The organism is Burkholderia sp. BCC1999 (assembly GCF_905339975.1).
Taxonomy (GTDB): Bacteria; Pseudomonadota; Gammaproteobacteria; order Burkholderiales; family Burkholderiaceae; genus Burkholderia.
Window position 1 is genome coordinate 88,699 of the sequence record NZ_CAJPHP010000008.1, and the last position, 25,475, is coordinate 114,173.

The 25,475-nt window shown below is 67.0% G+C and carries 27 protein-coding genes; 14 read left to right on the top strand and 13 right to left on the bottom strand.

The features are described from left to right. The first annotated feature begins 40 nt into the window (after nt 1–40). Nucleotides 41–1,399 (top strand): sigma 54-interacting transcriptional regulator, encoded by a 1,359-nt coding sequence (locus U5809_RS13320; RefSeq protein WP_415877945.1) that lies wholly within the window; start codon nt 41–43, stop codon nt 1,397–1,399. 132 nt (nt 1,400–1,531) lie between these two features. After that, on the top strand, nt 1,532–2,038 hold the full coding sequence (locus tag U5809_RS13325; RefSeq protein WP_322086852.1) for a hypothetical protein: 507 nt from the start codon (nt 1,532–1,534) through the stop codon (nt 2,036–2,038). A 28-nt stretch (nt 2,039–2,066) separates the two neighbouring features. Here U5809_RS13325 and U5809_RS13330 read toward each other — a convergent pair whose 3' ends face one another. Next, a complete protein-coding gene (locus tag U5809_RS13330) occupies nt 2,067–2,558 on the bottom strand; it encodes a hypothetical protein (protein WP_282508901.1) in 492 nt (163 codons plus the stop codon). 376 nt (nt 2,559–2,934) lie between these two features. On the opposite strand from U5809_RS13330, the gene U5809_RS13335 reads away from it, so the two are divergent. After that, entirely contained in the window at nt 2,935–3,612 is a 678-nt protein-coding gene (locus U5809_RS13335; RefSeq protein ID WP_282508902.1) for a response regulator transcription factor, read from the top strand. Between the two features lie 25 nt (nt 3,613–3,637). Here U5809_RS13335 and U5809_RS13340 read toward each other — a convergent pair whose 3' ends face one another. After that, nucleotides 3,638–5,191, bottom strand: a complete 1,554-nt coding sequence (locus U5809_RS13340; protein ID WP_322086853.1) for a methyl-accepting chemotaxis protein — start codon at nt 5,189–5,191, stop codon at nt 3,638–3,640. 253 nt (nt 5,192–5,444) lie between these two features. On the opposite strand from U5809_RS13340, the gene panE reads away from it, so the two are divergent. The 8 genes from panE (at nt 5,445) to U5809_RS13380 (ending at nt 14,716) form a co-directional block, all read left to right on the top strand. Next, complete coding sequence (gene panE / locus U5809_RS13345) at nt 5,445–6,392, top strand: 2-dehydropantoate 2-reductase (RefSeq protein WP_322086854.1); 948 nt, start codon at nt 5,445–5,447, stop codon at nt 6,390–6,392. 246 nt (nt 6,393–6,638) lie between these two features. Continuing rightward, nucleotides 6,639–7,598 carry an AraC family transcriptional regulator gene (locus tag U5809_RS13350; protein WP_322086855.1) on the top strand — a complete coding sequence of 320 codons (960 nt, stop codon included), beginning with the start codon at nt 6,639–6,641 and terminating at the stop codon, nt 7,596–7,598. 120 nt (nt 7,599–7,718) lie between these two features. Further along, nucleotides 7,719–8,663 carry a substrate-binding domain-containing protein gene (locus tag U5809_RS13355; protein WP_322086856.1) on the top strand — a complete coding sequence of 315 codons (945 nt, stop codon included), beginning with the start codon at nt 7,719–7,721 and terminating at the stop codon, nt 8,661–8,663. 62 nt (nt 8,664–8,725) lie between these two features. Continuing rightward, nucleotides 8,726–10,246 carry a sugar ABC transporter ATP-binding protein gene (locus U5809_RS13360; protein WP_322086857.1) on the top strand — a complete coding sequence of 507 codons (1,521 nt, stop codon included), beginning with the start codon at nt 8,726–8,728 and terminating at the stop codon, nt 10,244–10,246. Then, nucleotides 10,233–11,246 (top strand): ABC transporter permease, encoded by a 1,014-nt coding sequence (locus U5809_RS13365; protein WP_282508907.1) that lies wholly within the window; start codon nt 10,233–10,235, stop codon nt 11,244–11,246. The genes U5809_RS13360 and U5809_RS13365 overlap by 14 nt, the downstream gene beginning before the upstream one ends. Before the next feature lie 47 nt (nt 11,247–11,293). Further along, nucleotides 11,294–12,382 (top strand): alcohol dehydrogenase catalytic domain-containing protein, encoded by a 1,089-nt coding sequence (locus U5809_RS13370; RefSeq protein WP_322086858.1) that lies wholly within the window; start codon nt 11,294–11,296, stop codon nt 12,380–12,382. A gap of 31 nt (nt 12,383–12,413) precedes the next feature. Continuing rightward, nucleotides 12,414–13,961 (top strand): FGGY-family carbohydrate kinase, encoded by a 1,548-nt coding sequence (locus tag U5809_RS13375; RefSeq protein WP_322086859.1) that lies wholly within the window; start codon nt 12,414–12,416, stop codon nt 13,959–13,961. Further along, nucleotides 13,958–14,716, top strand: a complete 759-nt coding sequence (locus tag U5809_RS13380) for an SDR family oxidoreductase (protein ID WP_322086860.1) — start codon at nt 13,958–13,960, stop codon at nt 14,714–14,716. The genes U5809_RS13375 and U5809_RS13380 overlap by 4 nt, the downstream gene beginning before the upstream one ends. Before the next feature lie 67 nt (nt 14,717–14,783). On the opposite strand, the gene U5809_RS13385 is transcribed toward U5809_RS13380, so the two are convergent. From U5809_RS13385 to U5809_RS13420, 8 genes are all read right to left on the bottom strand, one after another. Beyond that, the gene (locus U5809_RS13385) at nt 14,784–14,924 is read right to left on the bottom strand and encodes a hypothetical protein (RefSeq protein WP_021158153.1); all 141 of its coding nucleotides are present in this window, start codon (nt 14,922–14,924) and stop codon (nt 14,784–14,786) included. 178 nt (nt 14,925–15,102) lie between these two features. Then, a complete protein-coding gene (locus U5809_RS13390) occupies nt 15,103–15,687 on the bottom strand; it encodes a nucleotidyltransferase family protein (RefSeq protein ID WP_322086861.1) in 585 nt (194 codons plus the stop codon). Nucleotides 15,688–15,772: 85 nt separating this feature from the next. Beyond that, entirely contained in the window at nt 15,773–16,360 is a 588-nt protein-coding gene (locus tag U5809_RS13395; RefSeq protein ID WP_322086862.1) for a hypothetical protein, read from the bottom strand. A 55-nt stretch (nt 16,361–16,415) separates the two neighbouring features. Next, nucleotides 16,416–16,811: a type II toxin-antitoxin system VapC family toxin gene (locus tag U5809_RS13400; protein WP_322086863.1), complete on the bottom strand. Its 396-nt coding sequence runs from the start codon at nt 16,809–16,811 to the stop codon at nt 16,416–16,418. Further along, nucleotides 16,808–17,047, bottom strand: coding sequence for a type II toxin-antitoxin system Phd/YefM family antitoxin (locus U5809_RS13405; RefSeq protein WP_011659184.1), 240 nt, complete (start codon nt 17,045–17,047; stop codon nt 16,808–16,810). The genes U5809_RS13400 and U5809_RS13405 overlap by 4 nt, the downstream gene beginning before the upstream one ends. A 91-nt stretch (nt 17,048–17,138) precedes the next feature. Then, nucleotides 17,139–17,822 (bottom strand): Fe2+-dependent dioxygenase, encoded by a 684-nt coding sequence (locus U5809_RS13410; RefSeq protein WP_322086864.1) that lies wholly within the window; start codon nt 17,820–17,822, stop codon nt 17,139–17,141. After that, nucleotides 17,819–18,586 (bottom strand): tetratricopeptide repeat protein, encoded by a 768-nt coding sequence (locus tag U5809_RS13415; RefSeq protein WP_322086865.1) that lies wholly within the window; start codon nt 18,584–18,586, stop codon nt 17,819–17,821. The genes U5809_RS13410 and U5809_RS13415 overlap by 4 nt, the downstream gene beginning before the upstream one ends. Before the next feature lie 3 nt (nt 18,587–18,589). Next, on the bottom strand, nt 18,590–20,836 hold the full coding sequence (locus U5809_RS13420) for a TonB-dependent siderophore receptor (protein ID WP_322086866.1): 2,247 nt from the start codon (nt 20,834–20,836) through the stop codon (nt 18,590–18,592). Nucleotides 20,837–21,145: 309 nt separating this feature from the next. On the opposite strand from U5809_RS13420, the gene U5809_RS13425 reads away from it, so the two are divergent. Together U5809_RS13425 and U5809_RS13430 are read left to right on the top strand one after the other, a co-directional pair. After that, nucleotides 21,146–21,385, top strand: coding sequence for a FitA-like ribbon-helix-helix domain-containing protein (locus U5809_RS13425; RefSeq protein ID WP_059619278.1), 240 nt, complete (start codon nt 21,146–21,148; stop codon nt 21,383–21,385). Next, complete coding sequence (locus tag U5809_RS13430) at nt 21,382–21,801, top strand: type II toxin-antitoxin system VapC family toxin (protein WP_322086867.1); 420 nt, start codon at nt 21,382–21,384, stop codon at nt 21,799–21,801. The genes U5809_RS13425 and U5809_RS13430 overlap by 4 nt, the downstream gene beginning before the upstream one ends. Before the next feature lie 134 nt (nt 21,802–21,935). Here the strand turns inward: U5809_RS13430 and U5809_RS13435 are convergent, their stop codons facing one another. After that, nucleotides 21,936–23,231, bottom strand: coding sequence for an aspartate carbamoyltransferase (locus U5809_RS13435; RefSeq protein ID WP_282508917.1), 1,296 nt, complete (start codon nt 23,229–23,231; stop codon nt 21,936–21,938). 234 nt (nt 23,232–23,465) lie between these two features. Between U5809_RS13435 and U5809_RS13440 the strand changes: the two genes are divergently transcribed. Next, nucleotides 23,466–23,600, top strand: coding sequence for an entericidin A/B family lipoprotein (locus U5809_RS13440; protein ID WP_009688930.1), 135 nt, complete (start codon nt 23,466–23,468; stop codon nt 23,598–23,600). Between the two features lie 95 nt (nt 23,601–23,695). Here U5809_RS13440 and U5809_RS13445 read toward each other — a convergent pair whose 3' ends face one another. Together U5809_RS13445 and U5809_RS13450 are read right to left on the bottom strand one after the other, a co-directional pair. Next, nucleotides 23,696–24,244 carry a permease gene (locus U5809_RS13445; RefSeq protein ID WP_282508918.1) on the bottom strand — a complete coding sequence of 183 codons (549 nt, stop codon included), beginning with the start codon at nt 24,242–24,244 and terminating at the stop codon, nt 23,696–23,698. Nucleotides 24,245–24,429: 185 nt separating this feature from the next. Beyond that, complete coding sequence (locus tag U5809_RS13450; protein WP_322086868.1) at nt 24,430–25,383, bottom strand: DMT family transporter; 954 nt, start codon at nt 25,381–25,383, stop codon at nt 24,430–24,432. Between the last annotated feature and the right edge of the window lie 92 nt (nt 25,384–25,475).

Consider the following 25,475-nt stretch of genomic DNA (forward strand, 5'->3'; position numbering starts at 1 on the left):
AGTGTCAGGCCCGCAGGATGTCGAACGGGAGGCTGGCGCGATGTCGTTCGTCGCCGTCCGGCGCAATCATGTGGTGCCGTCGCGGCCGCTCGTCTACCTGTCGCAGCAGCACGATGCCGCGCTCGTCGACTGTCTGGCGTCGCGCGGCTGGGACGTGTGGCGCGCGAAAACCGTTGCGGACGCACTGAATCTCGTCAAGGCGAACCGCCCGCATGCCGGCATCGTCGATTTCGACAGTTTCGCGTCGCCCGACGTCGCGTCGTTCGAGGCGCTGCTGCGCGACCCGCGCGTCGGCTGGGTCGCGCTCGCCGACGACGAGCGGCTGCGCGACCTGTCGATCGCGCGCCTGATCCGTCATTGCTGTTTCGACTACGTGCGCAACGCGACGGCCTATACGACGATCGGCTATCTCGTCGGCCATGCGTACGGGATGCTGAAGCTCGCGGACGGCGATCCGGCTGCCGACACGGCGCCGCCCGGCGGCACGATGATCGGCTCGTGCGACGCGATGCGCCGGCTGTTCACGACGATCCGCAAGGTTGCGAACACGGACGCCACCGTGTTCATCGCCGGCGAATCCGGCACCGGCAAGGAGCTGACCGCGGCGGCGATCCATCAACAGTCACCGCGGGCCGATGCGCCGTTCGTCGCCGTGAACTGTGCGGCCATCCCGTCGACGCTGCTGCAGGCCGAACTGTTCGGCCACGAGCGTGGCGCCTTCACGGGCGCGCACCAGCGCAAGATCGGCCGCATCGAGGCCGCGCACGGCGGCACGCTGTTTCTCGACGAGATCGGCGACATGCCGTTCGAGAGCCAGGCGAGCCTGCTGCGATTCCTGCAGGAGGGGAAGATCGAACGGCTCGGCGGGCACATGTCGATTCCGGTCGATGTGCGGATCGTATCGGCGACCCACGTCGATCTCGAGGCCGCGATGCAGACAGGGCGGTTCCGCGCCGATCTGTACTTCCGCTTGTGCGTGCTGCGTATCGACGAGCCGCCGTTGCGCGCGCGCGGCCGTGACATCATGCTGCTCGCCGATTACGTGCTGCGGCGCTATCGCGGCGACAGTTCGCACCGGATCCGTGGCTTCACACCATGCGCGGTCGAGGCGATCCACAACTATCCGTGGCCCGGCAACGTGCGCGAGCTGATCAACCGGATCCGGTTCGCGGTCGTGATGACGAACGGGCCGCTGATCTCGGCAGCGGATCTCGAACTTCGCGCGTACACGTCACGGCAGCCGCCGACGCTGGCGGAAACGCGTCGGCAGGCCGAGCGGCGCGCGATCGAGGAAACGCTGATGCGCAACCGCCACCAGCATGCGGATGTCGCCGCCGAACTGGGCATTTCGCGCGCGACGCTGTACCGCCTGATGACCGCGCACGGGCTGCACAGCTGATGCGCGCTGGCGCGCGCCGCTCAAGACCGCGCGGTAGCGGCCGTTAAAGCATGAAATGACCCGTGCGGACCGCCGGCGCATCGATGCGCCGGCGGCCGACACGCGGCGCATCACGCTTATCCGAGGTTTATCGTGACGGAGTGCAGTTACTGCGGCAGGACGTTCCTGGTCGGCGGCCGGTCGATCGACGGCCGCCGCTATTGCAGCCGGGTGTGCGCGCACGCGCATCCGATCATCGTCGAGGCCGAACGCGTGCCCGACGCGAAGGTCCGGCAGTATGTCGACGACTGGCGCTACGGGCCATGCCCGATCTGCCTGCGCGAAGGGCAGCCGGTCGACGTGCATGCGTCGCATCGCATCGTGTCGCTGCTGTTCGTCACGCGCTGGGCGACGCGGCGCCACGTGTGTTGCCGCCGTTGCGGACGCAGGAAGCAGGCGGCCGCGCTGCTCGCGTCGGCCACGCTCGGCTGGTGGGGGCTGCCGTGGGGCATCGTGCTGACGCCGATTCAGCTCGTGCGCAACGCGCTGGGGCTGGCCGCGCGCGATCCGGAGGTTGCGACGCAGCAGTTCGAGGCGTTCGTCCGGCGCAAGCTGGCGGCGCGCCGACTCAAGCGTATGGAGCAGGGCGCCGGCACCTGACTCGCGCGCTTCCTCGCGCCGCGCCCGCTCAGGCCGGCCGCTCGAAGCCCGATGCGACCCAGCGTTCGGCGCTGGCCTTGTTGAGCTTGAACCCGGCCGACACCTTCGCTTCGGCCAGCAGGTCGCCATACGGATCGAATGCCTTCAGTTGCGCATACGGCTCGAACTCGTCCGGCACGATGTCGAGCGTGACCGACACATCCTGTTCGTCGTCGCCCTGGACCGTCACCTCCTTGTGCAGCATCGCGCGCCGCTGCTGCTCGTGCCGCATCAGCACCTCGGTCGCGGTTTTCACGAGCGTGCGGAACGCGTTCGCGTCCATCGGTTTCGGGTTCTTCTTGTCGCGGCCCATCGTCCAAGGCCCGACGAGTGCGGGCTCGGACTCGCCGTCCTTGATCATCTCGACGGCCCAGCCGTCGTCGTCTTCGTTCTTGATGATGCGGGCCGTCCAGCCGTTGTCGCGCCAGAGGCCGTCTTCGTGGATGGAGGTGTCGTCGGATTGCAGGTCGGATTCGGTCATGAGGAAAGCGGCGAGTACGGGCAGCCGGCAAAAGGGCGGTGGCGCACGGCCGGCATCGGCGCATCGCTCGCCGCCGGTGGCCCGGAGTGGCATGCAAAGGCGCAATTTTACCTGCTGGCCGCCCGCGTCGCGCGTAACGCAGGCCATTGGGCCGATGCCGCGACGGTCGGCCGCCGGCTGCCGGCCGCTGAAGCCGGGCAAATATCAAACTCGTATTACGCCTTCGGCGGCCGATTCAGATGCCGTCCGATATCCCGCCCGCGAGCAGGTTCATAGAATCGGTATTCAGGCTAAAAATAGCCTGGATGTCCTTTCAACGCCCAACCGGTCGCGCGCGTTCCGCGCGGCGCAGCCGGTGAACCATCAGGAACTGCGCATGAGGAAATTCAATGTTCGCATCGTCTTCGCGTACGACTGGCCGTTGACGCTGGCCGGCATCGAGCAGATCGCGGGCGGCACCTGCGCGATCGAACTCGTCGCGGTCTACCGGAGCGCGGCCGAACTGGTCGCATCGCTCGGCGGGGTCGACTGCGACGTCGTGCTGGTCGACTATGCGATTCGCGGCGATGCGCAAATGGACGGCCTCGCGCTGTTCAACTGGCTGCGCCGCACGCGGCCGAACGCCGGGATCGTCGCGCTGGTCGCGAACGAGAATCCGCTGATTGTCCGGTCGATCATCGGGATCGGCGGCGTGAACGTCGTCAGCAAGTTCGACGAGGTCGGCCACATCGTCACGGCGATCCATTCGAGCTACAGCGGCGGCGCGTACCAGTCGCCGGCCATCAGGCGCGCGGTCGACACGCTCGGCGAGCGGGGCGGGGCGCCCGTGAAGTTGTCGGCACGGGAGATCGAGGTGATCCGCCTGTATCTGTCGGGCGTGCCGATCAAGACGATCGCGCAGCGCCTGAGCAAGGGGAAGCAGACGGTCAGCGCGCAGAAGATCAGCGCGATGAAGAAGCTCGGGGCGAACAACGACGTCGAGCTGATCCAGCGAGCGGCCGGGCTGGGGCTCGGCACCGGTGCGGGCACGCCGCGGGCCGGCGGCGCGGGGTGAACACGCCCGCGTCGGTCGGGTGCCTTCAGGCCGGCAATGCGAACCGCGTGACGGCGTCGCGCAGTGCTTCGGCCTGATCGCGCAGCGAATGCGCGGCCGCCGCGGCCTCTTCGACGAGCGCCGCGTTCTGCTGCGTGACCTGGTCCATCTCGCCCACCGCGCGGTTGACCTGCTCGATCCCGGCGCTCTGCTCCCGCGACGCATGGCTGATTTCGTCGAGGATCTCGTTCACGCGCCGCACCGACTGCACGAGCTCGGCCATCGTCTCGCCCGCATGCGAAACAAGCGCCGCGCCGTGCTCGACCGTCTCGTTCGACGATACGATCAGCGACTTGATTTCCTTCGCCGCCGTGGCCGAGCGTTGCGCGAGCGAGCGCACTTCGGCCGCGACCACCGCGAAGCCGCGCCCCTGTTCGCCCGCGCGCGCCGCTTCGACGGCCGCGTTCAGCGCGAGGATGTTGGTCTGGAACGCGATCCCGTCGATCACGCCGATGATGTCGCCGATCTTGTGCGAGCGGTCGGTGATCTCGTTCATCGTGCGCACGACGTCATCGACCACCGCGCTGCCGCGTGTCGCGACCTGCGCGGCCTGGCCGGCGAGCGACGCAGCCTGCGCGGCGCTGTCCGCGTTCTGCTTCACGTTCGCGGTCATCTGGTCCATGCTCGACGCGGTCTGCACGAGCGCGGCCGCCTGTTCCTCGGTGCGCTGCGACAGGTCCGTGTTGCCGGACGCGATCTCGCTCGCGCCGACGTTGATGTTCTCGGTGCCCATCCGCACGCGCGACACCATGTCGATCAACCCGCCCTGCATCGTGTGCAGCGCATGCAGCAGGCTGCCGCGATCGTCCTGCTTCACGGTCACGCGCGCGGTCAGGTCACCCTGCGCGATGCGCTGCGCGGCGTCGAGTGCGACTTCGAGCTCGCCGCCGAGATTCGCACGCACGCTTTTCAGCACGAGCACCATCACGGCGGTCGCGAGCGCGCCGAGCACGGCCGTCATCGCGAGCCAGCGGCCGATGCTCGCGAGCACGGCCGAGCGGACGTCGTTCATGTACATGCCCGTGACGAGATACCAGTCCCACGGCGCGAAGCGTTGCACGGCGCTGGTCTTCGCCTGCGGCTTGTCCGCGCCCGGCTTCGGCCACAGATATTCGACGAAGCCCTTGCCGCCTTCCAGGTTGCCGGCCTTCACGATCTCGACGAACAGGTGCTTGCCGTCCGGGTCGGTGAAATTCGACACGTCTTTGCCGTTGAGCTCGGTCTTGATCGGGTGCATCACGATCACGGGCTTCGAGTCGTTGATGGAGATGTAGCCGTCGGCGCCGTAGCGCATCGCGGCGATCGCTTCGAGCGCCTTCTGCTTCGCATCGGCTTCCGGCAGCGCGTTCTGCTGCGACAGCTTGTAGTAGTGGTCGGTCACGCTCGCGGCCTGCGCGACCAGCGACGCGAGCTGGTCGCGGCGGTCCGCGATCATCGAGGCGCGCGTCTGCCATGCGCCGAGCCCGGCGATCACGAGCAGGCCGAGCCACAGGATGACGATCATCGAGGCGAGTTTCTGATTCAGGGAAAGGTTGCGCATGGTGTGTGGTCGGTCAGTCGAGAATGCTCGCCGGGGCGGCGTGACGGGGTAAGTGTCTTGACGGCGTCGAAGGTGCATCGCCGTAGACGGGTTATCCCTAGGAACCGGTACCGCGGGCCATGGCATCGATGCCGATGCGGGTATCTATGCATATGCATAACGGGCATCGCTATACTGTCGGGGCGATGGCTTGTGCGCTGCGCGTGCGGGATGGCGCCGGTGCGGCACTGAACGAAACCGAAAGGAGGCAACGATGCGAATTCTGGTGGTAGGGGCCGGCGCGGTCGGCGGGTACTTCGGCGGCCGGCTGGCTGCGGCAGGGCGGGATGTCACGTTCCTGGTGCGCGACGGCCGCGCCGCTGCGCTGGCACGCGACGGGCTGCTGATCCGCAGCCCGCGCGGCGACCTGACGCTTGCGAACGTGCAGACCGTGCGGGCGGCCGATGCGGACGCAGGCGTCGCGCCGTTCGATCTCGTGCTGCTGAGCTGCAAGGCATACAGCCTCGACGACGCGATTGCATCGTTCGCGCCATTCGTCGGCCCGCAGACGCTGATCCTGCCGATGCTCAACGGGATGCGCCACCTCGACGTGCTGCGCGACCGCTTCGGCGCCGCGCAGGTGCTCGGCGGGTTGTGTGTGATCGCGGCCACGCTCGATCGCGAGCAGCGCATCGTGCACCTGAACGACACGGCCGGGCTGTCGTTCGGCGAACTGGCGGGCGGCGAATCGCCGCGCGTGCGCGCGGTGGCCGACGTGTTCGGCGGCGCGGGCTTCGACGCGACGCTCAGCGACAACATCGCCGCACGGATGTGGGAGAAGTGGGTGTTCCTCGCGACGCTCGCCGCGAGCACGTCGCTGTTCCGAGGCTCGGTCGGCGACATCCTCGCCGCGCCGGACGGCCGCCGCCTGCTCGAGACGATGCTCGCCGAATGCAGCGCGATCGCCGAACACAACGGTCATCGGCCCGACCCGACGGCGATCGAGCGGATGCAGCGGATGGTGCTGACGCCGTCGCCGCTGACCGCGTCGATGCTGCGCGACGTCGAGAACCATGCGCGCGTCGAGGCCGATCACGTGATCGGCGACCTGCTCGCTCGTCGCGACCCGCAGGCGGCCGATCCGCTGTCGCTGCTGCGGATCGCGTACAACCACCTGAAGGCGTACGAGGTGCGCACGGCACGCGAGCACGCGGCCGCGTAAAGCCGGCGCGGGCGGCCGCCCGGCCGTTGCGCGCTGCACAAATTTGCCGTCCGGCGCCGTTTGCGGCCGGATTGCGCAAAAAAGTATCGGAAATCAGGCGTAAAGTTGGTGGAGCCGCGCGCTCGATCGACCTACATTGCTTCCCATGCGACCGGTCGCGTCGCCGCACGAAACACGGCAACACGCGGCGCACGTGCGCCATGCCGAACAGGCCGGCCAGCGATACATGGGAATGGAGACGCCAACATGATGCACCCCGATCTCGAAGTGGTCGACGTGCGACGCGACGAGTCGTTCAAGGTCTGGTCGCACGGCTACCCGTATCGCACGATCCGCTGGCACTTCCATCCCGAATTCGAACTGCACCTGATTGTCGCGACGCAAGGCAAGTATTTCGTCGGCGACCATATCGGTTCGTTCGGCCCCGGCCATCTCGTGCTGCTCGGCCCGAACCTGCCGCACAACTGGGTCAGCGACATGGCCGAAGGCGAAACCGTCGAGCGCCGCAATCTCGTGATCCAGTTCGACCCGGCGTTCGTGCGCCGCTGCATGGACGCGTTTCCCGAATGCCGTGACGCGCAGGCGCTGCTCGACGACGCGCGGCGCGGCGTTGGCTTCGATGCCGCGACGAGCGCCGCGATCGCGCCGCTGTTCGACGAACTGCTGGCCGCGCGCGGCATGCGCCGCATCGCGCTGTTCATGACGATCCTCGAACGCCTGTGCGGCGCGGCCGAACGCACGCTGCTCGCGAGCCCCGCGTACGACCAGGCCGACGTCACGCCCACGCGGCTCAGCCACGCGCTGTCGTATATCGGCAAGAACCTCGCGTCGGAGCTGCGCGAATCCGATCTCGCGCAACTGACCGGGCAGAGCGTCAGCGCGTTCTCGCGCGCGTTCCATCGCCAGACGGGCATGCCGTTCGTGCAGTACGTGAATCGTCTGCGGATTGAATCCGCGTGCCAGATGCTGCTCGCCGACGACGCGAACATCACCGACATCTGCTTCCAGGCCGGCTTCAACAACGTGTCGAACTTCAACCGCCAGTTCCGCGCGGTGAAGGGGATGGCGCCGTCCGAATTTCGCGCGCTGCAGCGCCTGAACGCGCGCAGCCGCGACCTGGCGCTGCACGCGGCGCCTACCGGCAACCCGATGCCGCCGCGCGTGCTGACCCCTGGCGCGCCCGAGCTCGCCCCGCAGCCCGGATGATCGCCGGGCCGTTGCCCGCCTGAGTTTTTCCCGACGTTTTACCCAGCCGATCGCGCCGCTCACGTCGCGAGGGGCTCACTCACCCACGAAAAAGCTGCACACAACTCCGGAGACACCGCCATGACGCATGCATCGCCCGCTTCATCCCCTCGTCGCGCCGCCCGCATGGCGGCCGTTGCCGCGCTCGCCGCCGCGGCCTGGCTGCCCGTCACGGCCGCGCAGGCCGCGCCGCTGCGGATCGGCATGACGTTCCAGGAGCTGAACAACCCGTATTTCGTGACGATGCAGAAGGCGCTGAACGACGCGGCCGCATCGATCGGCGCGCAGGTCGTCGTCACCGACGCGCATCACGACGTCAGCAAGCAGGTGAGCGACGTCGAGGACATGCTGCAGAAGAAGATCGACATCCTGCTCGTGAACCCGACCGATTCGACCGGCATCCAGTCGGCGATCACGCAGGCGAAGAAGGCCGGTGCGGTGGTCGTCGCCGTCGATGCGAATGCGAACGGGCCCGTCGATTCGTTCGTCGGCTCGAAGAATTACGACGCGGGCGTGATGTCGTGCGAATACCTCGCGAAGGCGATCGGCGGCAGCGGCGAGGTCGCGATTCTCGACGGCATTCCGGTCGTGCCGATTCTCGAACGCGTGCGCGGCTGCAAGGCCGGGCTCGCGAAATTCCCGAACGTGAAGCTCGTCGATACGCAAAACGGCAAGCAGGAGCGCGCGACCGCGTTGTCGGTCACCGAAAACATGATCTCCGCGCATCCGAACCTGAAGGGCATCTTCAGCGTAAACGACGGCGGCTCGATGGGCGCGCTCGCCGCGATCGAGGGTTCCGGCAAGGACATCAAGCTGACGAGTGTCGACGGCGCGCCCGAGGCGATCGCCGCGATCCAGAAACCGAACTCGAAGTTCATCGAGACGACCGCGCAGTTCCCGGCCGACCAGGTGCGCATCGCGCTCGGCATCGCGATCGCGCGCAAGTGGGGCGCGACGGTGCCGAAGGCGATCCCGGTCGACGTGAAGGTCGTCGACCGCGGTAACGCGAAGGGCTTCAGCTGGTGAACGACGTACGACGTGACGAGAAAGGCGGCGGCGCGGCCGGCGCCTTTCACACGGAGAAGCCGATGGACACGATACTCAGGCTCAGCCACATCACGAAAAGTTTTCCGGGCGTGAAGGCGCTGTCCGACATTCATCTGGAGATCGCGCGCGGAGAGATCCATGCGCTGCTCGGCGAGAACGGTGCGGGCAAGTCGACGCTGATGAAGATCCTGTGCGGCATTCATCAGCCGGATTCCGGCACGATCGAGATCGACGGCGCCGCGCGCCATTTCGCGGACTATCACGACGCGGTCGCGGCGGGCGTCGGCATCGTGTTTCAGGAGTTCAGCCTGATTCCGCACCTCGATGCCGTCGACAACTTGTTCCTCGGCCGCGAGCTGCGCAACTGCTGGGGCGCGCGCGACCGCAAGCGGATGCGCCGCGCAGCGGCCGCGATCTTCGCGCGGCTCGGGGTGGCGATCGATCTCGACGCGCCGATCCGCGCGCTGTCGGTCGCGCAGCAGCAGTTCGTCGAGATCGGCAAGGCGCTGTCGCTCGACGCGCGCATCCTGATCCTCGACGAACCGACCGCCACGCTCACACCGGCCGAAGCCGGGCACCTGTTCGCGATCATGCGCGAGCTGAAGCGGCAGGGCGTCGCGATGATTTTCATCTCGCATCATCTCGAGGAAATCTTCGCGGTGTGCGACCGCATCACGGTGCTGCGCGACGGCCAGTATGTGGCGACGACCGACGTTGCGCGCACGGACGTCGAGCAACTGGTGCGGATGATGGTCGGACGGCGGATCGAGAGCAGTTTTCCGCCGAAACCGGCGCGCGTGGCCGATGCGCCAGCCGTGCTCGAAGTCGATGCGCTGCAGATCGAACGCGATGGCCCCGTGAACCGCTTCACGCTGCATGCCGGCGAGATCCTCGGCTTCGCCGGGCTGGTCGGCTCGGGCCGCACCGAAACCGCGCTCGCGGTGATCGGCGCGACGCGCGTGCATCGCAAGGAAGTGCGCGTGCGCGGTGCGGCCGCGAAGCTCGCCGATCCGGCCGACGCGTTGCGCGCGGGTATCGGCATCCTGCCGGAAAGCCGCAAGACGGAAGGGCTCGTCACGTCGTTCTCGATCCGCGACAACATCTCGCTGAACAACCTCAGCAAGTACCGGTCGATGCGCTGGCTGATCGACCGCGGCAGCGAGGCGCGCACGACGCACGACGTGATGCGGCGCGTGGGCGTGAAAGCGTCGTCGATCCACACCGAAGTCGCGACGCTGTCCGGCGGCAACCAGCAGAAGGTCGTGATCGCGCGCTGGCTGAACCATCACACGTCGGTGCTGATCTTCGACGAGCCGACGCGCGGCATCGACGTCGGCGCGAAAGCCGAAATCTACGGGCTGATGCGCGAACTCACCGCGCGCGGCTACGCCATCATCATGATCTCGTCCGAGCTGCCGGAAATCGTCGGCATGTGCGATCGCGTCGCCGTGTTCCGGCAAGGACGCATCGAGGCGATGCTCGAAGACGACGAGATCGATCCCGACACGGTCATGACTTATGCCACGGCCGGCACGCGAGGAGCGACCCATGAACCTGCCTGATTCTTCTTCCACGCCTTCCACGACACTCGCGGCCGCCGCCGGAAACGGCGATGCACCGCCGCCGCGCGCGATGTGGGCACAACTGCGGCGCTCGACGCTGTTCTATCCGCTCGTCGGCCTGATCGTCGTGTGCATCGCGATGATGATCGCGAGCCCGAGCTTCCTGTCCGCCGCGAACCTCGAGAACGTGCTGCGCCAGGTGTCGATCAACGCGATCATCGCGGTCGGCATGACCTGCGTGATCCTGACTGGCGGGATCGACCTGTCGGTCGGCTCGGTGATGGCGCTCTCGGGCACGCTGGCGGCCGGACTGATGGTCGCGGGCGTCAACGCGGTCGCCGCGCTCGCGATCGGCATCGCGGTGGGCCTCGGCTTCGGCTTCCTGAACGGCGTGTTCGTCGCGTTCGCGGGGATGCCGCCGATCATCGTCACGCTCGCGACGATGGGCATCGCGCGCGGCCTCGCGCTGATCTACACGGGCGGCTATCCGATCGACGGCTTGCCCGACTGGGTCGCGTTCTTCGGCAGCGGCAAGGTGCTCGGCATCCAGGCGCCCGTGCTGATCATGCTGGTGGTGTACGCGATCGCATGGCTGCTGCTCGACCGCATGCCGTTCGGCCGCTACGTGTATGCGATCGGCGGCAACGAGCAGGCGACGCGGCTCACCGGCGTGCGCGTCGCGCGCGTGAAGCTGATCGTCTACACGCTGGCTGGGCTCACGTCGGCGCTGGCCGCGATCGTGCTGACGGGACGGCTGATGAGCGGGCAGCCGAACGCGGGTGTCGGATTCGAGCTCGACGCGATCGCGGCCGTCGTGATGGGCGGCACGTCGATCTCCGGCGGGCGTGGCGCGATCCTCGGCACGCTGGTCGGCGCGTTGCTGCTCGGCGTGCTCAACAACGGGCTGAACATGATCGGCGTGAACCCGTATGTGCAGAACGTGATCAAGGGCGGAATCATCCTGCTCGCGATCTACATCAGCCGCGAACGGTCGCGGTAACGATTCAATCGATCAGCAATCCCTATCATCAACGAAAGAGACAACTCATGACGACACCCGAAGCCCAGCCGCGGATGACCGCGGTCGTTTGCCACGGCCCCGAGGATTACCGCGTCGAGCAGGTCGCGAGGCCGCGACCCGGTGCGAACGAGCTCGTGATCCGCATTGCCGCATGCGGGATCTGCGCGAGCGACTGCAAGTGCTATACGGGCGCGAAGATGTTCTGGGGCGGCCCGAACCCGTGGGTGAAGGCGCCCGTGATTCCCGGCCATGAATTCTTCGGCTACGTCGAAGCGCTCGGCGACGGCGCGGCCGGGCATTTCGGCGTGGCAATGGGCGATCGTGTGATCGCCGAGCAGATCGTGCCGTGCGGAAAGTGCCGCTATTGCAAGTCGGGCCAGTACTGGATGTGCGAAGTGCACAACATCTTCGGCTTCCAGCGCGAAGTCGCCGACGGCGGGATGGCCGAATACATGCGGATTCCGCCGACCGCGATCGTCCACAAGATCCCGCTCGGCGTATCGCTCGAGGACGCGGCGATCATCGAGCCGCTGTCGTGCGCGATCCATACGGTGAACCGCGGCGACGTCCAGCTCGACGACGTCGTCGTGATTGCGGGCGCGGGCCCGCTCGGCCTGATGATGACGCAGGTCGCGCACCTGAAGACGCCGAAGAAGCTCGTCGTGATCGACCTGATCGACGAGCGGCTCGAACTTGCGCGGCAGTACGGCGCCGACGTGACGATCAACCCGAAGCGCGACGACGCGCGCGAGATCGTCAGGTCGCTCACCGACGGCTACGGCTGCGACGTCTACATCGAGACGACCGGCGCGCCCGTCGGCGTGAACCAGGGGCTCGACCTGATCCGCAAGCTCGGCCGCTTCGTCGAATTCAGCGTGTTCGGCGAGGATACGACCGCCGACTGGTCGATCATCGGCGACCGCAAGGAGCTCGACGTGCGCGGCGCGCACCTTGGGCCATACTGCTATCCGGTCGCGATCGACCTGCTCGCGCGCGGGCTCGTCACGTCGAAAGGCATCGTCACGCACGATTTCGCGCTCGAGGACTGGGACGACGCGATCCGCGTCGCGAAATCGCCGGAATCGATCAAGGTGCTGCTGAAGCCGGCCCGCTGATGCGGCAGGCATGCGCCTCACCGGAGACATCATGGAATACGTGATTGGCGTCGACATCGGCACGCAGAGTACCAAGGCGCTGCTGGTCGACCGGCATGGCACGATCGTCGCGCGGCGCTCGGCCGGCTACCAGCCCGACACGCCGCGCCCGCTGTGGGCCGAGCAGTGGCCGCAGGTGTGGTTCGACGCGGTGCTCGAATGCGTCGCGGGCTGCGTGAGCGACGCGCGTGCGCAGGGCGTGCCGGCCGACGCGATCCGCGCGGTGTGCGTGAGCAGCCTGTACGGCGGCTCGGGCATTCCGGTCGATATCGACATGCGGCCGCTGCATCCCTGCCTGATCTGGATGGACCGGCGCGCGACCGCGGAAGTCGACTGGGTCAACGAGCACGTGAACGTCGAGCGGCTGCGCGTGATCACGGGCAACGGTGTCGACAGCTACTACGGCTTCACCAAGATGCTGTGGCTGCGCGACCAGCGGCCGGACGTATGGGCGAACGTGCGCTATTTCCTGCCGCCGAACGCGTACGTGATCTACCTGCTGACCGGCGAGGTCGCGGTCGATCACAGTTCAGCCGGCAATATCGGCGGCGTGTACGACGTCGCGCGCCGCGAGTGGTCCGACGATGCGCTCGACATGCTCGGCATTCCGGCGACGATGATGCCCGAGCGGCTCGTCGATTCGACGGACATCGTCGGCGGCCTGCTGTCGCAATGGACGGAGCGGCTTGGGTTGCCGGCCGGCACGCCTGTCGTCGCGGGCGGCGTCGATGCGGCCGTCGCGACCTTCGCGGCCGGCGCGACGCGTACCGGGCAGCATGTCGCGATGATCGGCACCAGCATGTGCTGGGGCTACGTGAACCGGCACGTCGATGCGCGGCACGGGCTCGTCAGCATGCCGCACGTGTTCGACGGGCAGCGCGACCTGTACGTGTTCGGCGGTGCGATTACGGCCGGCGCGTCGGTCGCATGGTTCCGCGACCAGTTCTGTCAGGCGGAAATCGATGCGGCGCGCCTGCTGCCGCACGGCGATCCGCACGTGCTGCTCGAGCAGGCGGCCGAAAACGTGACGGCCGGCGCCGATGGCGTGCTGTTCCTGCCGTATCTGATGGGTGAGCGCAGCCCGGTGTGGGATGCGCAGGCAAGCGGCGCGTTCGTCGGGCTGAGTCTCGCGCATACGCGTGCGCACCTGTATCGCGCGGTGCTCGAAGGAGTCGCGTTCGCGTTGCGACACAACATCGAGGCCGGCCGCCGTGGCGCGGTCGCGCTGGACGATCGGTTGATCGTCGTCGGCGGTGCCGCGCATTCGGCGTTGTGGATGCAGATCATCGCGGACGTGACGGGTTTTCCGGTGTGGACGATCGAGCAGGATGTCGAAGCCGCGATGGGCGCCGCGCTGCTCGCGGGTGTCGGGGCGGGGCTCGTGTCGCACGACGATGCGCAGGGTGGCTGGGTCACACTCGTCGAGCGAGCGCGGCCCGATGCCGCCAGCGCGAACACGTACGACGCGCGTTTCGCGCTCTACACGGCGCTCTATCCGGCACTCAAGCCGATCATGCACCGGTTGGGCACATCATCATGAACACGCGATTCGATTTCAGCGGTGCGCGGGTGCTCGTCACGGGAGCATCGAGCGGGATCGGGCGCGCGTGTGCGGTCGCGCTGGCGCAGGCGGGTGCGCGGGTCGTCGCGGCGGCGCGCGACATGGCCGCGCTCGACACGCTCGCCGGCGAGACCGCGTGCGAGACGTTGCGTATCGATGTCGGTGGCGACGAGCATGCGATCGACTCGGCGCTTGCCGCGCACGATGCATTCGACGGCCTCGTCAATTGCGCGGGGATCGCATCGCTCGAGCCGGCTCTGGATGTCGGCGCGGAGCATTTCGATCGCGTGATGGCCGTCAACGCACGCGGTGCGGCGCTCGTCGCGCGGGCCGTCGCGCGCAAGATGATCGAACGCGACGGGCGCGGGGCGGCACGCGCACGGGGCAGCATCGTCAACGTATCGAGCCAGGCCGCACTCGTCGGCCTGCCCGCGCATCTGAGCTACTGCGCGTCGAAGGCGGCGATGGATGCGATCACGCGTGTGCTGTGCATCGAACTCGGCCCGCACGGCATTCGTGTGAACAGCGTGAACCCGACCGTCACGCTCACGCCGATGGCGCAGTTCGCGTGGAGCGAACCGGAGAAGCGCGCGCCGATGCTGGCCGCGATTCCGCTCGGGCGCTTTGCTGAGCCGGACGAAGTCGTCGAGCCGATCCTGTTTCTGCTGAGCGATGCGGCGTCGATGATCAGCGGCGTGTCGCTGCCGATCGACGGCGGGTATACGTCGCGCTAGGCCGCGTCACGCGGTGGTCGCGCATGACGGGGAATGGCGGTGAAGGCGCGGGGCGGCCGACGCGCGGCTAAACCGGGTCTTTGCTCGGCGGTCCGTCCGGTTGTTGCGGGTTGTCGTGATGACCGGGCGGCGACGACAGCGGGTCGTCTTCCGGATCGCGGTTCGGGTCGGCCGGTGGCTCGGGCGTCGGGGTCGTGTGGTCGGTCATGGAGAACTCGCGCAGTGCATGACGGCGGCGGCGCAGCGGGTGCGCCTCGTCTCCGTTATAGGCAATCGGGCGTGCGTTTGCAGCGGATTCTTGCGGCGGGTAGGCGATCGTCGGCGAAGTTCGTGCATTGGCGGTTTTCGTGCGGGATCGCGCCGGGGCGGGCGCCGCACGACCGCGGTCAGCGCAAATCCGCCGGCGTGTCGACGTCGCGCAGGATGCCGGGGTCGTCGACGTCGAGCAGCTTGACCGGCGCGCTGGCGAACAGCGCACGGGCGCCCGTGTCGCCGTCGAGCGCGGCGAGCGCATCGAAGTGGTGCGCGGCGAAACCGACCGGATGGCCGCGTACGCCGCGATGCGCGGGCGCGACGATCGAGGCGTTGTCGGCCTCGAGCGCGCGTGTGACCGATTCGTACGTGGAAGCCGCGATCCAAGGCATGTCGCCGAGCGCGACGAGCCAGCCGCTCGCGTCGGGCGTCGTGCGTACGCCGACGGCGAGGCTTGCGCCCATGCCGCGCAACGCGTCGGGCGCATAGACGACCTGACAGCCGGCTTCGTTCAGCAGAATCGCGAGTTTCTCGGCGCCAGGGCGGACGACGGCGATCACGTCGGCCGTGGCCGCCGCGAGATGGCGAGCGGCGGCGACCGCAACCGGCGTGCCGTCGGGCAGCAGCGCGAGCAGCTTGCTGTGCAGGCCGCTCGGGTCGAAGCGTTGACCAAGGCCGCCGGCGAGCAGGACGCCGGTGGCGAGTGACGCATAGGACATCGGCGCGGGGGGAGTGAGGCAGGTGCCGCGATTGTGCGGGAGCGGACGGGGATCGGCAAGTGAGGATGTTACCGATTCGCGCCCGTCAGGTCGGAAAGACCGTCATCGCGATGCTTCGTCGAGCATGCTTTCCTCGACGGGACCGTAAATGGCGTGCGATTCGTTCTGGATGACGGCCCAATATCAGTGAAATGTCGACGGCGGCGCCGGTCGGATGGGCGGCGACTTCGGGCGGCGCGATATAGCGGCTCGCGAGTTCGACCAGTGCGTCGTCGGACGGCAGCGGATTCAGCGTCGCGCGCAATTGCGCGAGATGGCTCGCGAAGTACTCGCGCTGCAGGGCGAGCGGACGATAGCCTTCCTTCACGTACAGGCGCAGGCCGGCGGTGAGCGCGTGCGTGGCGGCCACCAGCCGCTCGGCGATGCCGCGGCGCACCTTCAGGAAATGCGGGCTCGTGTTTTCGACGACGCTGCGGGTGAGGTCGACGGCGATGCGTTCATCGTAGGTGGCGAGATCGACAAACCCTTCGTGCGACTCCATCAGGGCGATCGACCGGACGGCAGGATCGGAGAGCGGTATCACGGTAGCGGGCAGGCAGGCGAGATGGCGATTGCGGGTCACGAGCCGATGCGGTGAGGCGGCTGTGGTCGTTTTGGTCAGACGAATCGCCAATATGCCAGAGTCCGGCCGAGAACGTGCGGCGGTTGGGTACGCGGGCGGGTGGCGCTCACCAGAGCGTTTTGACATGAGCGTACGCGCGGATTTTTTCGTCGCGGGTGATCAACTGCGCGCCAAGCCGACGCGTGGTCGCAACGATCATGCGGTCGGCCGGATCCTTGTGGAAAGTACCGGGCAGGTCGGTGGATTTCGCGGCGATGTCGGCATCGACGGGCACGAAGCGCATGCCGTCGATCTGCGCGACGGTGGCGAGCCACGCGTCGACATCCATCGTCAGCGCGAGGCGGTCGTTGCGCACCAGCATCGCAATCTCCCACGCGGAGATCGCGGATGCGGCGAGCGCACCTTCGCTCCGTGCGCGATCGATCGCGCTGCGCGCTTTCTTGCTGAGCGAAGGATCGCCCGCCACCCACCACACCAACGCATGCGTATCCAGCACAATCACCGCGACGCCTCCCAATCATCTTCCGCAATCGGATCGAGAGGATTGTCGTAGCGCATGACCGAGCCGCGCAATATGTCCAACGGCTGAGCCTCGCGTGCGTGATACGGCCTGATCTCGAGCGTCGGCTTGCCGTGGTCGGTGACGATCAGGCTTTCACCCGACGCCTCGACGAGCCGGAAGTATTCGAGCGCGCGAGCCTTGAATTCGGATTTCGATACGGGAGCGTGCGGCATCATGATATGAGCATGGTCATTTGACGATGGTCATTTTAGTCATGGATTCCGACACGGCGCAAGCGCCCGGGACAGACAGTGTTACCCGTTCGCGCTACGCGTCCGCCCACTTCCTCAACAGGTTGTGATAAATCCCCGTCAACGCGATGACCATCGGATCTTTCGCGCCTTTTTCCGCGGAAAGCGCCTGAATCTGCGTATCGAGCTGGAACAGCAGCGTGCGGTCGCCGTCGTCGCGCACCATGCTCTGGATCCAGAAAAACGACGCCACGCGCTCGCCACGCGTCACCGGTGTCACGTGATGCAGGCTCGACGCCGGATACAGCACGAGATCGCCGGCCGGCAGCTTCGCGCGATGCACGCCGTACGTATCCTCGACACACAGCTCGCCACCGTCGTACGCATCGGGTTCCTCGAGAAACAGCGTCGCCGACAGGTCGCTGCGCACGCGGAAATCCGTGCCGCGCAACAGCCGGATCGCGTTGTCGACGTGCGTGTCGAACGTCTCGCCACCTGCGTAGCGATTGAACAACGGTGGAAATACCTTCAACGGCAGCGCCGCCGAAAAGAACAGCGGATTGCGTGCGAGCGCATCCTGGATCGCGTCGCCCACCGCGCGTGCGGCAGGCGATCCTTCCGGCAATTGCCGGTTGCGTTTCGCGAGCGCCGACTGCGCGCCGGACGTCGCGTTACCGTCGACCCACTCGGCCGCATCGAGGTGGTTGCGGCATTGCGCGACCTGCGCCGTGGTCAATACGCCGGGGATATGAAGCATCATGTTGCGGATTCCATGCTGTGCGGCTGCGGCTGTGGTTGCAACTGCAGCGCCGCCGCGCGAAATGCGTCGATCGGCGACGACGCGAGATACGCGCGCATCTTCGCGACGAACGCGGGGGTAGCGGTAGCCGGCACGCGTGCGAGCCACGCGAGCGCATCGTCGATGTGCCCGCGCTCGGCGAGCAGCCGTGCATGGTTGAACTGGCCGCGGAAGTCGCCGGCAACGGCGGCGCGGCGATAGTGCTCGAATGCGGCGTCGGTGTCGACCGCGACGACCCAGCCATCTTCGTAGAAGCCGCCGATCAGGTTGATCGATTTCGCATGGCCGAGTGCGGCCGCACGGCGGAACCAGTCGAGCGCGTCGGTGCGGTTCTCGTCGACGCCGTTGCCGAGCGCGAGCGCCGTCGCGTAGTTGTACATGCCCCAGTCGAGCCCCGCCTGCGCGGCGAGCCGGTACCAGTACACGGCGACCGGCGCGCACGCGGCCGTGCCCCAGCCGAACTCGTAGCAGCGGCCGAGCATGTTCATCGCCATCGCGTGGCCGGCCCGCGCCGCGTGCCGGAACCAGTTGAACGCGGCCGCCGGATCGCGCGCGACGCCGTGCCCGTCGAGTAGGTACTGCCCGTAGACGGCCTGCGCATCGACGATGCCGTTGTCGGCGGCCGCCGCGACCCACGCGGCGGCGCGCTCGGGCGGCCCGGCCAGGATGTCGGCGAACTCGCGCGGCGAAACCGACGCGAGCGCCTTCAGCGACACGGCCTCCATCGATCAGTAGCGCGCGTTCAGCGTCAGGAACGCCGAGCGGCCCGGTGCGATCGACGCATAGTGCGCCGGGTACGCCTGATCGAAATACGTGCGGTTGAACAGGTTGTTCACGTTCAGCTGCAGGTCGAGCTTCTTGTTGATCCGGTACTGCGCCATCGCGTCGAAGCGCCAGTAAGAGGGCACGGCACGCAGGTTGGCGGGATCGCCGAAGACTTCCGACATGTAGAACGCACCGCCGCCGACCGTGAACTTCGGCGTCACGTCGTAGTTCGACCACATCGTGAGGCTGTGCTTCGGCGTGTTCGGGAAGCGGTTGCCGTTGTTCGCGCTGTCCTTGCCGTTGTCGCGCAGCTCGCTCTTCATGTACGTGTAGCCGCCGAACACCTGCCACTGCTTCGTGATCTGGCCGGCGAGGCCGAGTTCGAGACCCTGCACGCGCTTGTTGCCGACCATCGCGTACTGGTTGTTCGGCAGCGTCACGCGCGCATTCGTCGTGTCGATCTGGAACAGTGCGGCCGTCAGCGACAGCTTGTCGTTCAGCACGTTCCACTTCGTACCTAGCTCGATGCTGCGGTTCTTTTCCGGCGACAGTTGATCGGCGTTCGAGCCGACGCCGCCGCGGCCCGGCGTGAGCGACTGCGTTTCGCTGCCTTCGCCGAGCAGCATGCCGGCCGGCGTCGACGACGTCGCGTACGACGCGTAGATGCTGCCGTTCTGCGCGGGCTTGAACACGAGGCCGGCCTGCCAGTTCACGAGCGTGTCGTCGCGCGTGGTGGTCTTGCCGCCGTTTGCCTTGGTGTCGGTGAAGCGGGTCGAGTAGTCGTCGACGCGCACGCCGGCGTTGACCTGCCAGCGCGGCGTGATCTCGATCGTGTCGAAGCCGTAGATCGACTTCGTCGTGGTCCGTGCATGCGCGTAGTCGTTGTTGCGCGTGATCGAGCCGGCCCACGGATCGTTCGGGTTCGGCGACCACAGGCTCGTGCAGTTGTAGCCCGATGCGGCGCCGATGCCTTTCTGGCAGATCTTGCCGGTGTCGGTCGCGACGTTGTACGAGTCGCGCTTGCCCCATTCGCGCGACAGTTCGATGCCGGTCGTGAAGCTGTGCTTGAACGGGCCCGTGCGGAATTCGCCGAACAGCTCGGTCAGGTTCGCGAGGCTGTTGATCGAGCTGGCGCGGTTGTTGTTGCGGCGCCAGACCTTGCCGTTCACCACGTTGCCCTGGCTGTCGTCCGGCTGGGTCCAGATGTAGTCCTGCGTCGATTCCGTGTAGCGCGTGGTGTTGCGGATCGTCAGCGACGACGTGATGTCGTGCTCGATCTTGATCGTGCTGATGTCCGACGTGGTCTTGCGGAAATCGCGGTCGATCAGGCCGTAGAAGTTGTGGCGATCGACGGGCGCCGGATAGATCGTGTCGACGTTCGCGGGCTTGTTCGACGTCGTATAGAAATACGGGATGCCGCTGTCCGGCATGTCGTCCGTCGACAGGTGGTAGTAGCTTGCGGTCACGCGCGTCGGCGTGCCGAGGCCGAACGCGATCGACGGCGCGACGCCCCAGCGCTCGTTGTTGACGGCGTCGCGGCCGGCGACGTCGTTGTTGTGGCTCATCAGGTTCAGGCGGAACGCGGCGTGATCGGCGAATTGCCAGTTGCCGTCGGCCGTGAAGCGGCGATAGCGGTCGGTGCCGAGGCCCGCGCTCGCGGCGGCCGTCGTGCCGAGGTGCGGGGCCTTCGTGATCAGGTTGATGCTGCCGCCTGCGCCGCCGCGGCCGCCGTATGCGCCGTCGGAACCCTTGGTGATCTCGACGCGCTCGGTGTTGAAGATCTCGCGCGTGGTTGCGCCCGTGTCGCGCATGCCGTCGACGAACATGCTGCCTTGCGTGTCGTAGCCGCGGATGAACGGACGGTCGCCGAGCGGGTTGCCGCCTTCGCCGGCGCCGAACGTGATGCCGGGCACGGTGCGCAGGGCTTCGGTCAGCGTCGACGCGCCGCTGCTCTGGATCAGTTCCTGCGGGATCACGGTGACGGACTTCGGCGTGTCGACGAGCGGTGCGGTGAATTTCGCGGAGGCGGAAAAGTCGGCCTTGTAGCTGTGCTCGGTCTTGCCCTGGATCTCGATCGGCGCGAGATGGCCTTCGGTGCTGGCGGGGGCGGGCGGCGGCGTGCCGTCTGCCGCGAATGCCGGGCTTGCGGCGAGCACGCTGCACAGGGTGGTGAATTTGCCGAGCTTCAGCTCGTCGGGACGTGACTTCATGGTGCGCTTCGACCTCGCGGTGTGGCCCCGGGGCGGTGCGCTGCGGAAATGTGCACGCCATCGGGAATTATTACGATTTGTTTTCAGGCGGCATTCTATGTAATTTCAAGTTAAATGAGAAGCGTTCGTGTTCTCGTTTGTTGGGGAATTGTTGACGAATGTGAAAGGGGCGTGTGGCGGCGAGATTGGCCGAATGGCCGGATATGAAGGGCTTGTCGGGCCGGTTAGAGTGGCTGTGTCGCGATTCACCCGGTATGACAGCAGAGTGCTAACATGACTGCATTGAAAGCAATCTTGACGAGGCGCATCATGCCGGTGATCACCGTTCGAAATCTGCCCGATGAAGTGCATCGAGCTCTTCGCATTCGCGCGGCCCAGCATGGCCGCAGCACCGAAGCCGAAGTACGCGACATTCTCGAACAGGCCGTTCTTCCAGGCGGGCGGCTCAAGCTGGGAACGATGCTGGCGGCAATCGGGCAGGAGGCCGGCGGATTCGATTTCGACGCCCAACGCGACAAGACGCCTGCCGATCCGATGAGCTTCGAATGATCCTTGTCGATACGAATGTCATTTCCGAACCGCTACGACGCGAGCCGAGCGCGGCCGTGATCGAGTGGCTCGATGCCCAGAATGTCGAGACACTGTTTCTGGCCGCGACCAGTCTCGCGGAAATACGGTTGGGCGTGGCTGTATTGCCCGAAGGGCGCCGGCGAGAGTGGCTGCATCAGAGCATCGAGCAGCGCGTGCTGCCATTGTTTCGCGGCCGGATCCTGCCATTCGACGATGCTGCGAGCAAAGCGTATGCGAGCCTTCGTGCACGCGCACTTGCCGCGGGTGCCGCAATCGCGCCTTCTGATGGTTTTATCGCCGGCACGGCCGAGGCGAACGGCCTGATCGTTGCCACGCGCGACGTCACGCCGTTCGAGGCGATGGGAATTCGCGTAATCGATCCGTGGGCGCGCTAGCGCGCGCGGCTGCCGCTCCCGCAGGCTGCGCCCCAATTGAAAAACGCGCCGTACGATGCGGCGCGTTCTGCTTCAGGCGAGCGCGCTCGCCAGCCTGAAACGATGGCAAGCGGGCGCGAGCGCCTGGATGCGGTTCAATCGACGCCGTGAAACACCGCGTCTTCCGGCCCGAGGTAGGCCGGCGGGCGCCACGTCGCGTCGCGCATCGAATGCTGGACGAGGTTCTCGACGCCGAGCAGTACCGCGAAGATCGCCATCCGCACCGGAATGCCGTTGTCGGTTTGCCGGAAGATGGCAAGGCGCGGGTCGCGGTTCAGGTCGACCGACAGGTCGTTCGCGCCGGGCCGGCTGTCGCGCGGCAGCGGGTGCATGATCAGCGTGTCGGGCTTGCACACCGAGTCGACGAGCGCCTGGTTGATCTGGAAATCGGGCGTGTAGCCTTCGAACGATTCGTCGGTGAAGCGCTCCTTCTGGATCCGCGTCGCGTAGACGACGTCCGCGCCGCGCAGCCCGGCCGCGAGGTCGGTGGTCTGCTCGACCACATGGCCGTTCGTCGCGATCTGGTCGACGATGTAGGCCGGCATCTCGAGCGTCGGCGGCGACACGAGCGTGAACTTCAACCCGCGGTACAGCGCGAGCAGCTTGACCAGCGAATGCACGGTGCGGCCGTACTTCAGGTCGCCGACCAGTGCGATGTGCGCGCCGTCGACGATCTTGCCGAGCCGCGAAAACTCGCGCTGGATCGTATAAAGATCGAGCAGCGCCTGGCTCGGGTGTTCGCCGGGGCCGTCGCCGCCGTTGATCACGGGCAGGTTGGTCGCGCGCGCGAACTCGGCCACCGAACCTTTCTCCGGGTGGCGGATCACGAGTGCATCGACGTAGCCGGCCATCACGCGGCTCGTGTCGTAGATCGATTCGCCCTTGGCCATCGACGAGAACGTGAAGCCCGTCGTGTCGCACACCGAGCCGCCGAGCCGGCAGAAGGCCGCGCCGAACGATACGCGGGTGCGCGTGCTGGCCTCGAAGAACAGGTTGCCGAGCACTGCGCCTTCCAGCACGCGTGAAATCTTGTGGCGTCGCGCGATCGGCTGCATCACGTCGGCCACGCGGAACAGCGCCTCGACCGAATCACGCGAGAACTGGTCGACCGAGATCAACTGCGGCTTGCCTTCAAACAGGAACTGCTTCGAGAGCCCCTGTTTGTCTACGCTTTGCGTATAGTCTCCGCTATCCGGCGCCGGGCGCTCGACGATTTCCGACACGAAGCGCTCGACGATCTCGGGCATCCCGCGCGATTCCTGCGAGTCGTCGGGCAACAGCCAGGTATCCAGTGCCCGCCGGCTGACGCCGATGCGATTGGCGAACGCTTCGCGGGTCATGTTGAGGCGGCGCATCGCGTCGCGGAGGAAGGCTTGCTGGGGAACGGTCATCGGCGGCTCCTGACGGAAAATATACGCGGTGCGTATATTAGTTCCTGGCGCAATGAAGTCAAGGAAAATCTGCTCGAACGGGCTGTGTGGCGCGTGTCACACGTGGTGGCGTCGTACTGGCGCGCCGCGTTCGTCTCCGTATAATCAGGTCAGGCCCCGTGCCCGGCATCGTGCCGGGCGCCATGCCGCAAACAATTCGCCCGGTCGGGCTTGCTGATTCGAAGGAGAATGAGAATGACGCGTACGATTGCTGCAATGCTGCTGGTGGTGACCGCCGCGCTCGCCGGTTGCAACACGGTCGCCGGCATGGGCCAGGACATTTCGAAGGGCGGCCAGGCGATCAGCGATACGGCTGAAAAGGCCAAGTAAGCCGACCAGTTCCGGAATGCAGAAGGCGCCGGGCCGTCCCGCAATTGCGGGGCGGCCCGGCGCCTTTTTTTCGGCCGGTGCCGACGCTCGCGGCGTCAGGCGTGTTCGACGAACGCGTAGCGGCCTTCGACTTTGCGCGGCGTGAACCAGCCGTAGTCGGGGAACATCCGGTTGCGCACGTACCAGACGTAGCCCACCAGCAGGGCTGTAATCAGGAGACTCGGCAGCGCGGTCGACGGATCGCGCCCGAGCTCGGCGATGGTCTTCGGCAACTGCAGCAGCGACAGCAGGATGAACGCGTGATAGGCGCCGACGCGATGGGTCGCGAAGCCCCAGATGAACAGCAGCGACAGCGGCACGGTCAACGCCAGGAACACGGCCACGAGGCCCGTGCCGGCGCCGCTTGCGAAGAAGTAATACGCGAGCATGAGGCTGATCGCCAGTTGGGCGATACCGAGCGCGATCAGGATCCGGACGTGCACCTTGTTCTTGCGGCAGCGCTCGGGGTCGGGGCGCGATGCGATCAGGTGCGCGAGCACGCGATCCTTGAGCCCCTGTCCGGACAGTTCGGCCAGTGCGTCGGCCTTCCTCGTTCCCGCGGAGAGCAGCACCGCGATTCTTGTTTTGGCTTCCTTCCTGTTCATTGCGTGGCGGATTGTTGTTCGATGGTTGTCAAAGGTCCGGCCACGCGAATATTGCATCTTGCGGAGTGGTGCGCAATCGATTTGCGGCACACGGACACATTCCTACAGTCGCCGGGGCGCGCGGGCCAGGGGCCATGTGAAGGGAAGAAGTGGCTGTCGTTGCCGCAATCCCGCGACGACCGCGGTCAGTCGGCGGCGGTTTGTGCGGCGGCGGGTGCGGGGCTGTCCGGCAGCACATCGTGCGTGTCGGCGAGCCGCTCGCGCCGCCGCGTCGCGCCGACGAGCATGCCTGCAACGACGAGCGCGATGCCGGCGACTCGCGTGACGTTCAGCGTTTCACCGAACAGCGCGACCGCGAACAGCACGGCCGAGACCGGCGCGACCGCCGTGAACAGCGCAGCCTCGGTTCCGCTGGTGCGCGCCGAACCGGCGTACCAGCACAGGTAACCGAGCACGGTCGGCACCAGCGCGTAGTAGGCGATTGCCGACACGGCGCCGACGGTCCAGCCGTCTGCGACCGCGCGCCATTCGAATACCGCCGGCACGAGCGCGAGCGCGAAACCAAGGCCCGACATCGCGGTGGACAGCACGAGCGGCGGCAGCGGCGCGGCAAGTCGCCGGTTGAGCAGGATGAATACGGCTTCGCAGGCGACCGCGGCCAGCACCAGTGCATCGCCGGCCAGCGTCTGGAGCGACGGCATCGCGTGGCCGGGGGCGAACGTGACGAACAACACGCCGGCCGTGGCGAGCGCGGCGGCTGCCCAGTCGCGCGGCGTCTGCCGCTCGCGCAGCACGATGGCCGCGATCAGCGTCGACATGGCCGGCAGCGTGCCGAGCATCACGCCTGCATCGAGCGGCGACGACAGCTTCGTGCCGCTGATCAGCAGCACCGTATAACCGACGCCGCCTGCCGCGGCCTGGATGACGAGCAGGACGGCGTCGCGCGCGGAAACGCGCGGCCAGCGCATCCGTTGCGCGCGCATCAGCGCGAACAGCAGCGGCGTCGCGATCAGGAAGCGCAGCGCGGTGGCCGCGAACGGCGGCAGGCCGCCGGCCGCGAGACGGCTCGCGATGACGGTGCTGCCGACGCCCGCCATCGCGGCGGCGAGATAGAGATAGCCAATCAGTCGGGTCTTCATGCACCGCATCGTCGCGTACGGCGGCAACGTGCGTCTTGAACGAAATTGCAGCGGGCAGGCACGTTGAACGCGGTGCGTGCGCTGGCGATATG

Coding starts and splice junctions, on each gene's coding strand:
- U5809_RS13370 (WP_322086858.1), top strand. CDS start 11,294: ATGACGACACCCGAAGCCCAGCCGCGGATGACCGCGGTCGTTTGCCAC.
- panE (WP_322086854.1), top strand. CDS start 5,445: ATGCGAATTCTGGTGGTAGGGGCCGGCGCGGTCGGCGGGTACTTCGGC.
- U5809_RS13435 (WP_282508917.1), bottom strand. CDS start 23,231: ATGACCGTTCCCCAGCAAGCCTTCCTCCGCGACGCGATGCGCCGCCTC.
- U5809_RS13415 (WP_322086865.1), bottom strand. CDS start 18,586: ATGGAGGCCGTGTCGCTGAAGGCGCTCGCGTCGGTTTCGCCGCGCGAG.
- U5809_RS13375 (WP_322086859.1), top strand. CDS start 12,414: ATGGAATACGTGATTGGCGTCGACATCGGCACGCAGAGTACCAAGGCG.
- U5809_RS13320 (WP_415877945.1), top strand. CDS start 41: ATGTCGTTCGTCGCCGTCCGGCGCAATCATGTGGTGCCGTCGCGGCCG.
- U5809_RS13440 (WP_009688930.1), top strand. CDS start 23,466: ATGACGCGTACGATTGCTGCAATGCTGCTGGTGGTGACCGCCGCGCTC.
- U5809_RS13360 (WP_322086857.1), top strand. CDS start 8,726: ATGGACACGATACTCAGGCTCAGCCACATCACGAAAAGTTTTCCGGGC.
- U5809_RS13385 (WP_021158153.1), bottom strand. CDS start 14,924: ATGACCGACCACACGACCCCGACGCCCGAGCCACCGGCCGACCCGAAC.
- U5809_RS13445 (WP_282508918.1), bottom strand. CDS start 24,244: ATGAACAGGAAGGAAGCCAAAACAAGAATCGCGGTGCTGCTCTCCGCG.
- U5809_RS13405 (WP_011659184.1), bottom strand. CDS start 17,047: ATGATGCCGCACGCTCCCGTATCGAAATCCGAATTCAAGGCTCGCGCG.
- U5809_RS13380 (WP_322086860.1), top strand. CDS start 13,958: ATGAACACGCGATTCGATTTCAGCGGTGCGCGGGTGCTCGTCACGGGA.
- U5809_RS13365 (WP_282508907.1), top strand. CDS start 10,233: ATGAACCTGCCTGATTCTTCTTCCACGCCTTCCACGACACTCGCGGCC.
- U5809_RS13335 (WP_282508902.1), top strand. CDS start 2,935: ATGAGGAAATTCAATGTTCGCATCGTCTTCGCGTACGACTGGCCGTTG.
- U5809_RS13430 (WP_322086867.1), top strand. CDS start 21,382: ATGATCCTTGTCGATACGAATGTCATTTCCGAACCGCTACGACGCGAG.
- U5809_RS13410 (WP_322086864.1), bottom strand. CDS start 17,822: ATGATGCTTCATATCCCCGGCGTATTGACCACGGCGCAGGTCGCGCAA.
- U5809_RS13340 (WP_322086853.1), bottom strand. CDS start 5,191: ATGCGCAACCTTTCCCTGAATCAGAAACTCGCCTCGATGATCGTCATC.
- U5809_RS13450 (WP_322086868.1), bottom strand. CDS start 25,383: ATGAAGACCCGACTGATTGGCTATCTCTATCTCGCCGCCGCGATGGCG.
- U5809_RS13355 (WP_322086856.1), top strand. CDS start 7,719: ATGACGCATGCATCGCCCGCTTCATCCCCTCGTCGCGCCGCCCGCATG.
- U5809_RS13390 (WP_322086861.1), bottom strand. CDS start 15,687: ATGTCCTATGCGTCACTCGCCACCGGCGTCCTGCTCGCCGGCGGCCTT.
- U5809_RS13420 (WP_322086866.1), bottom strand. CDS start 20,836: ATGAAGTCACGTCCCGACGAGCTGAAGCTCGGCAAATTCACCACCCTG.
- U5809_RS13350 (WP_322086855.1), top strand. CDS start 6,639: ATGATGCACCCCGATCTCGAAGTGGTCGACGTGCGACGCGACGAGTCG.
- U5809_RS13425 (WP_059619278.1), top strand. CDS start 21,146: ATGCCGGTGATCACCGTTCGAAATCTGCCCGATGAAGTGCATCGAGCT.
- U5809_RS13330 (WP_282508901.1), bottom strand. CDS start 2,558: ATGACCGAATCCGACCTGCAATCCGACGACACCTCCATCCACGAAGAC.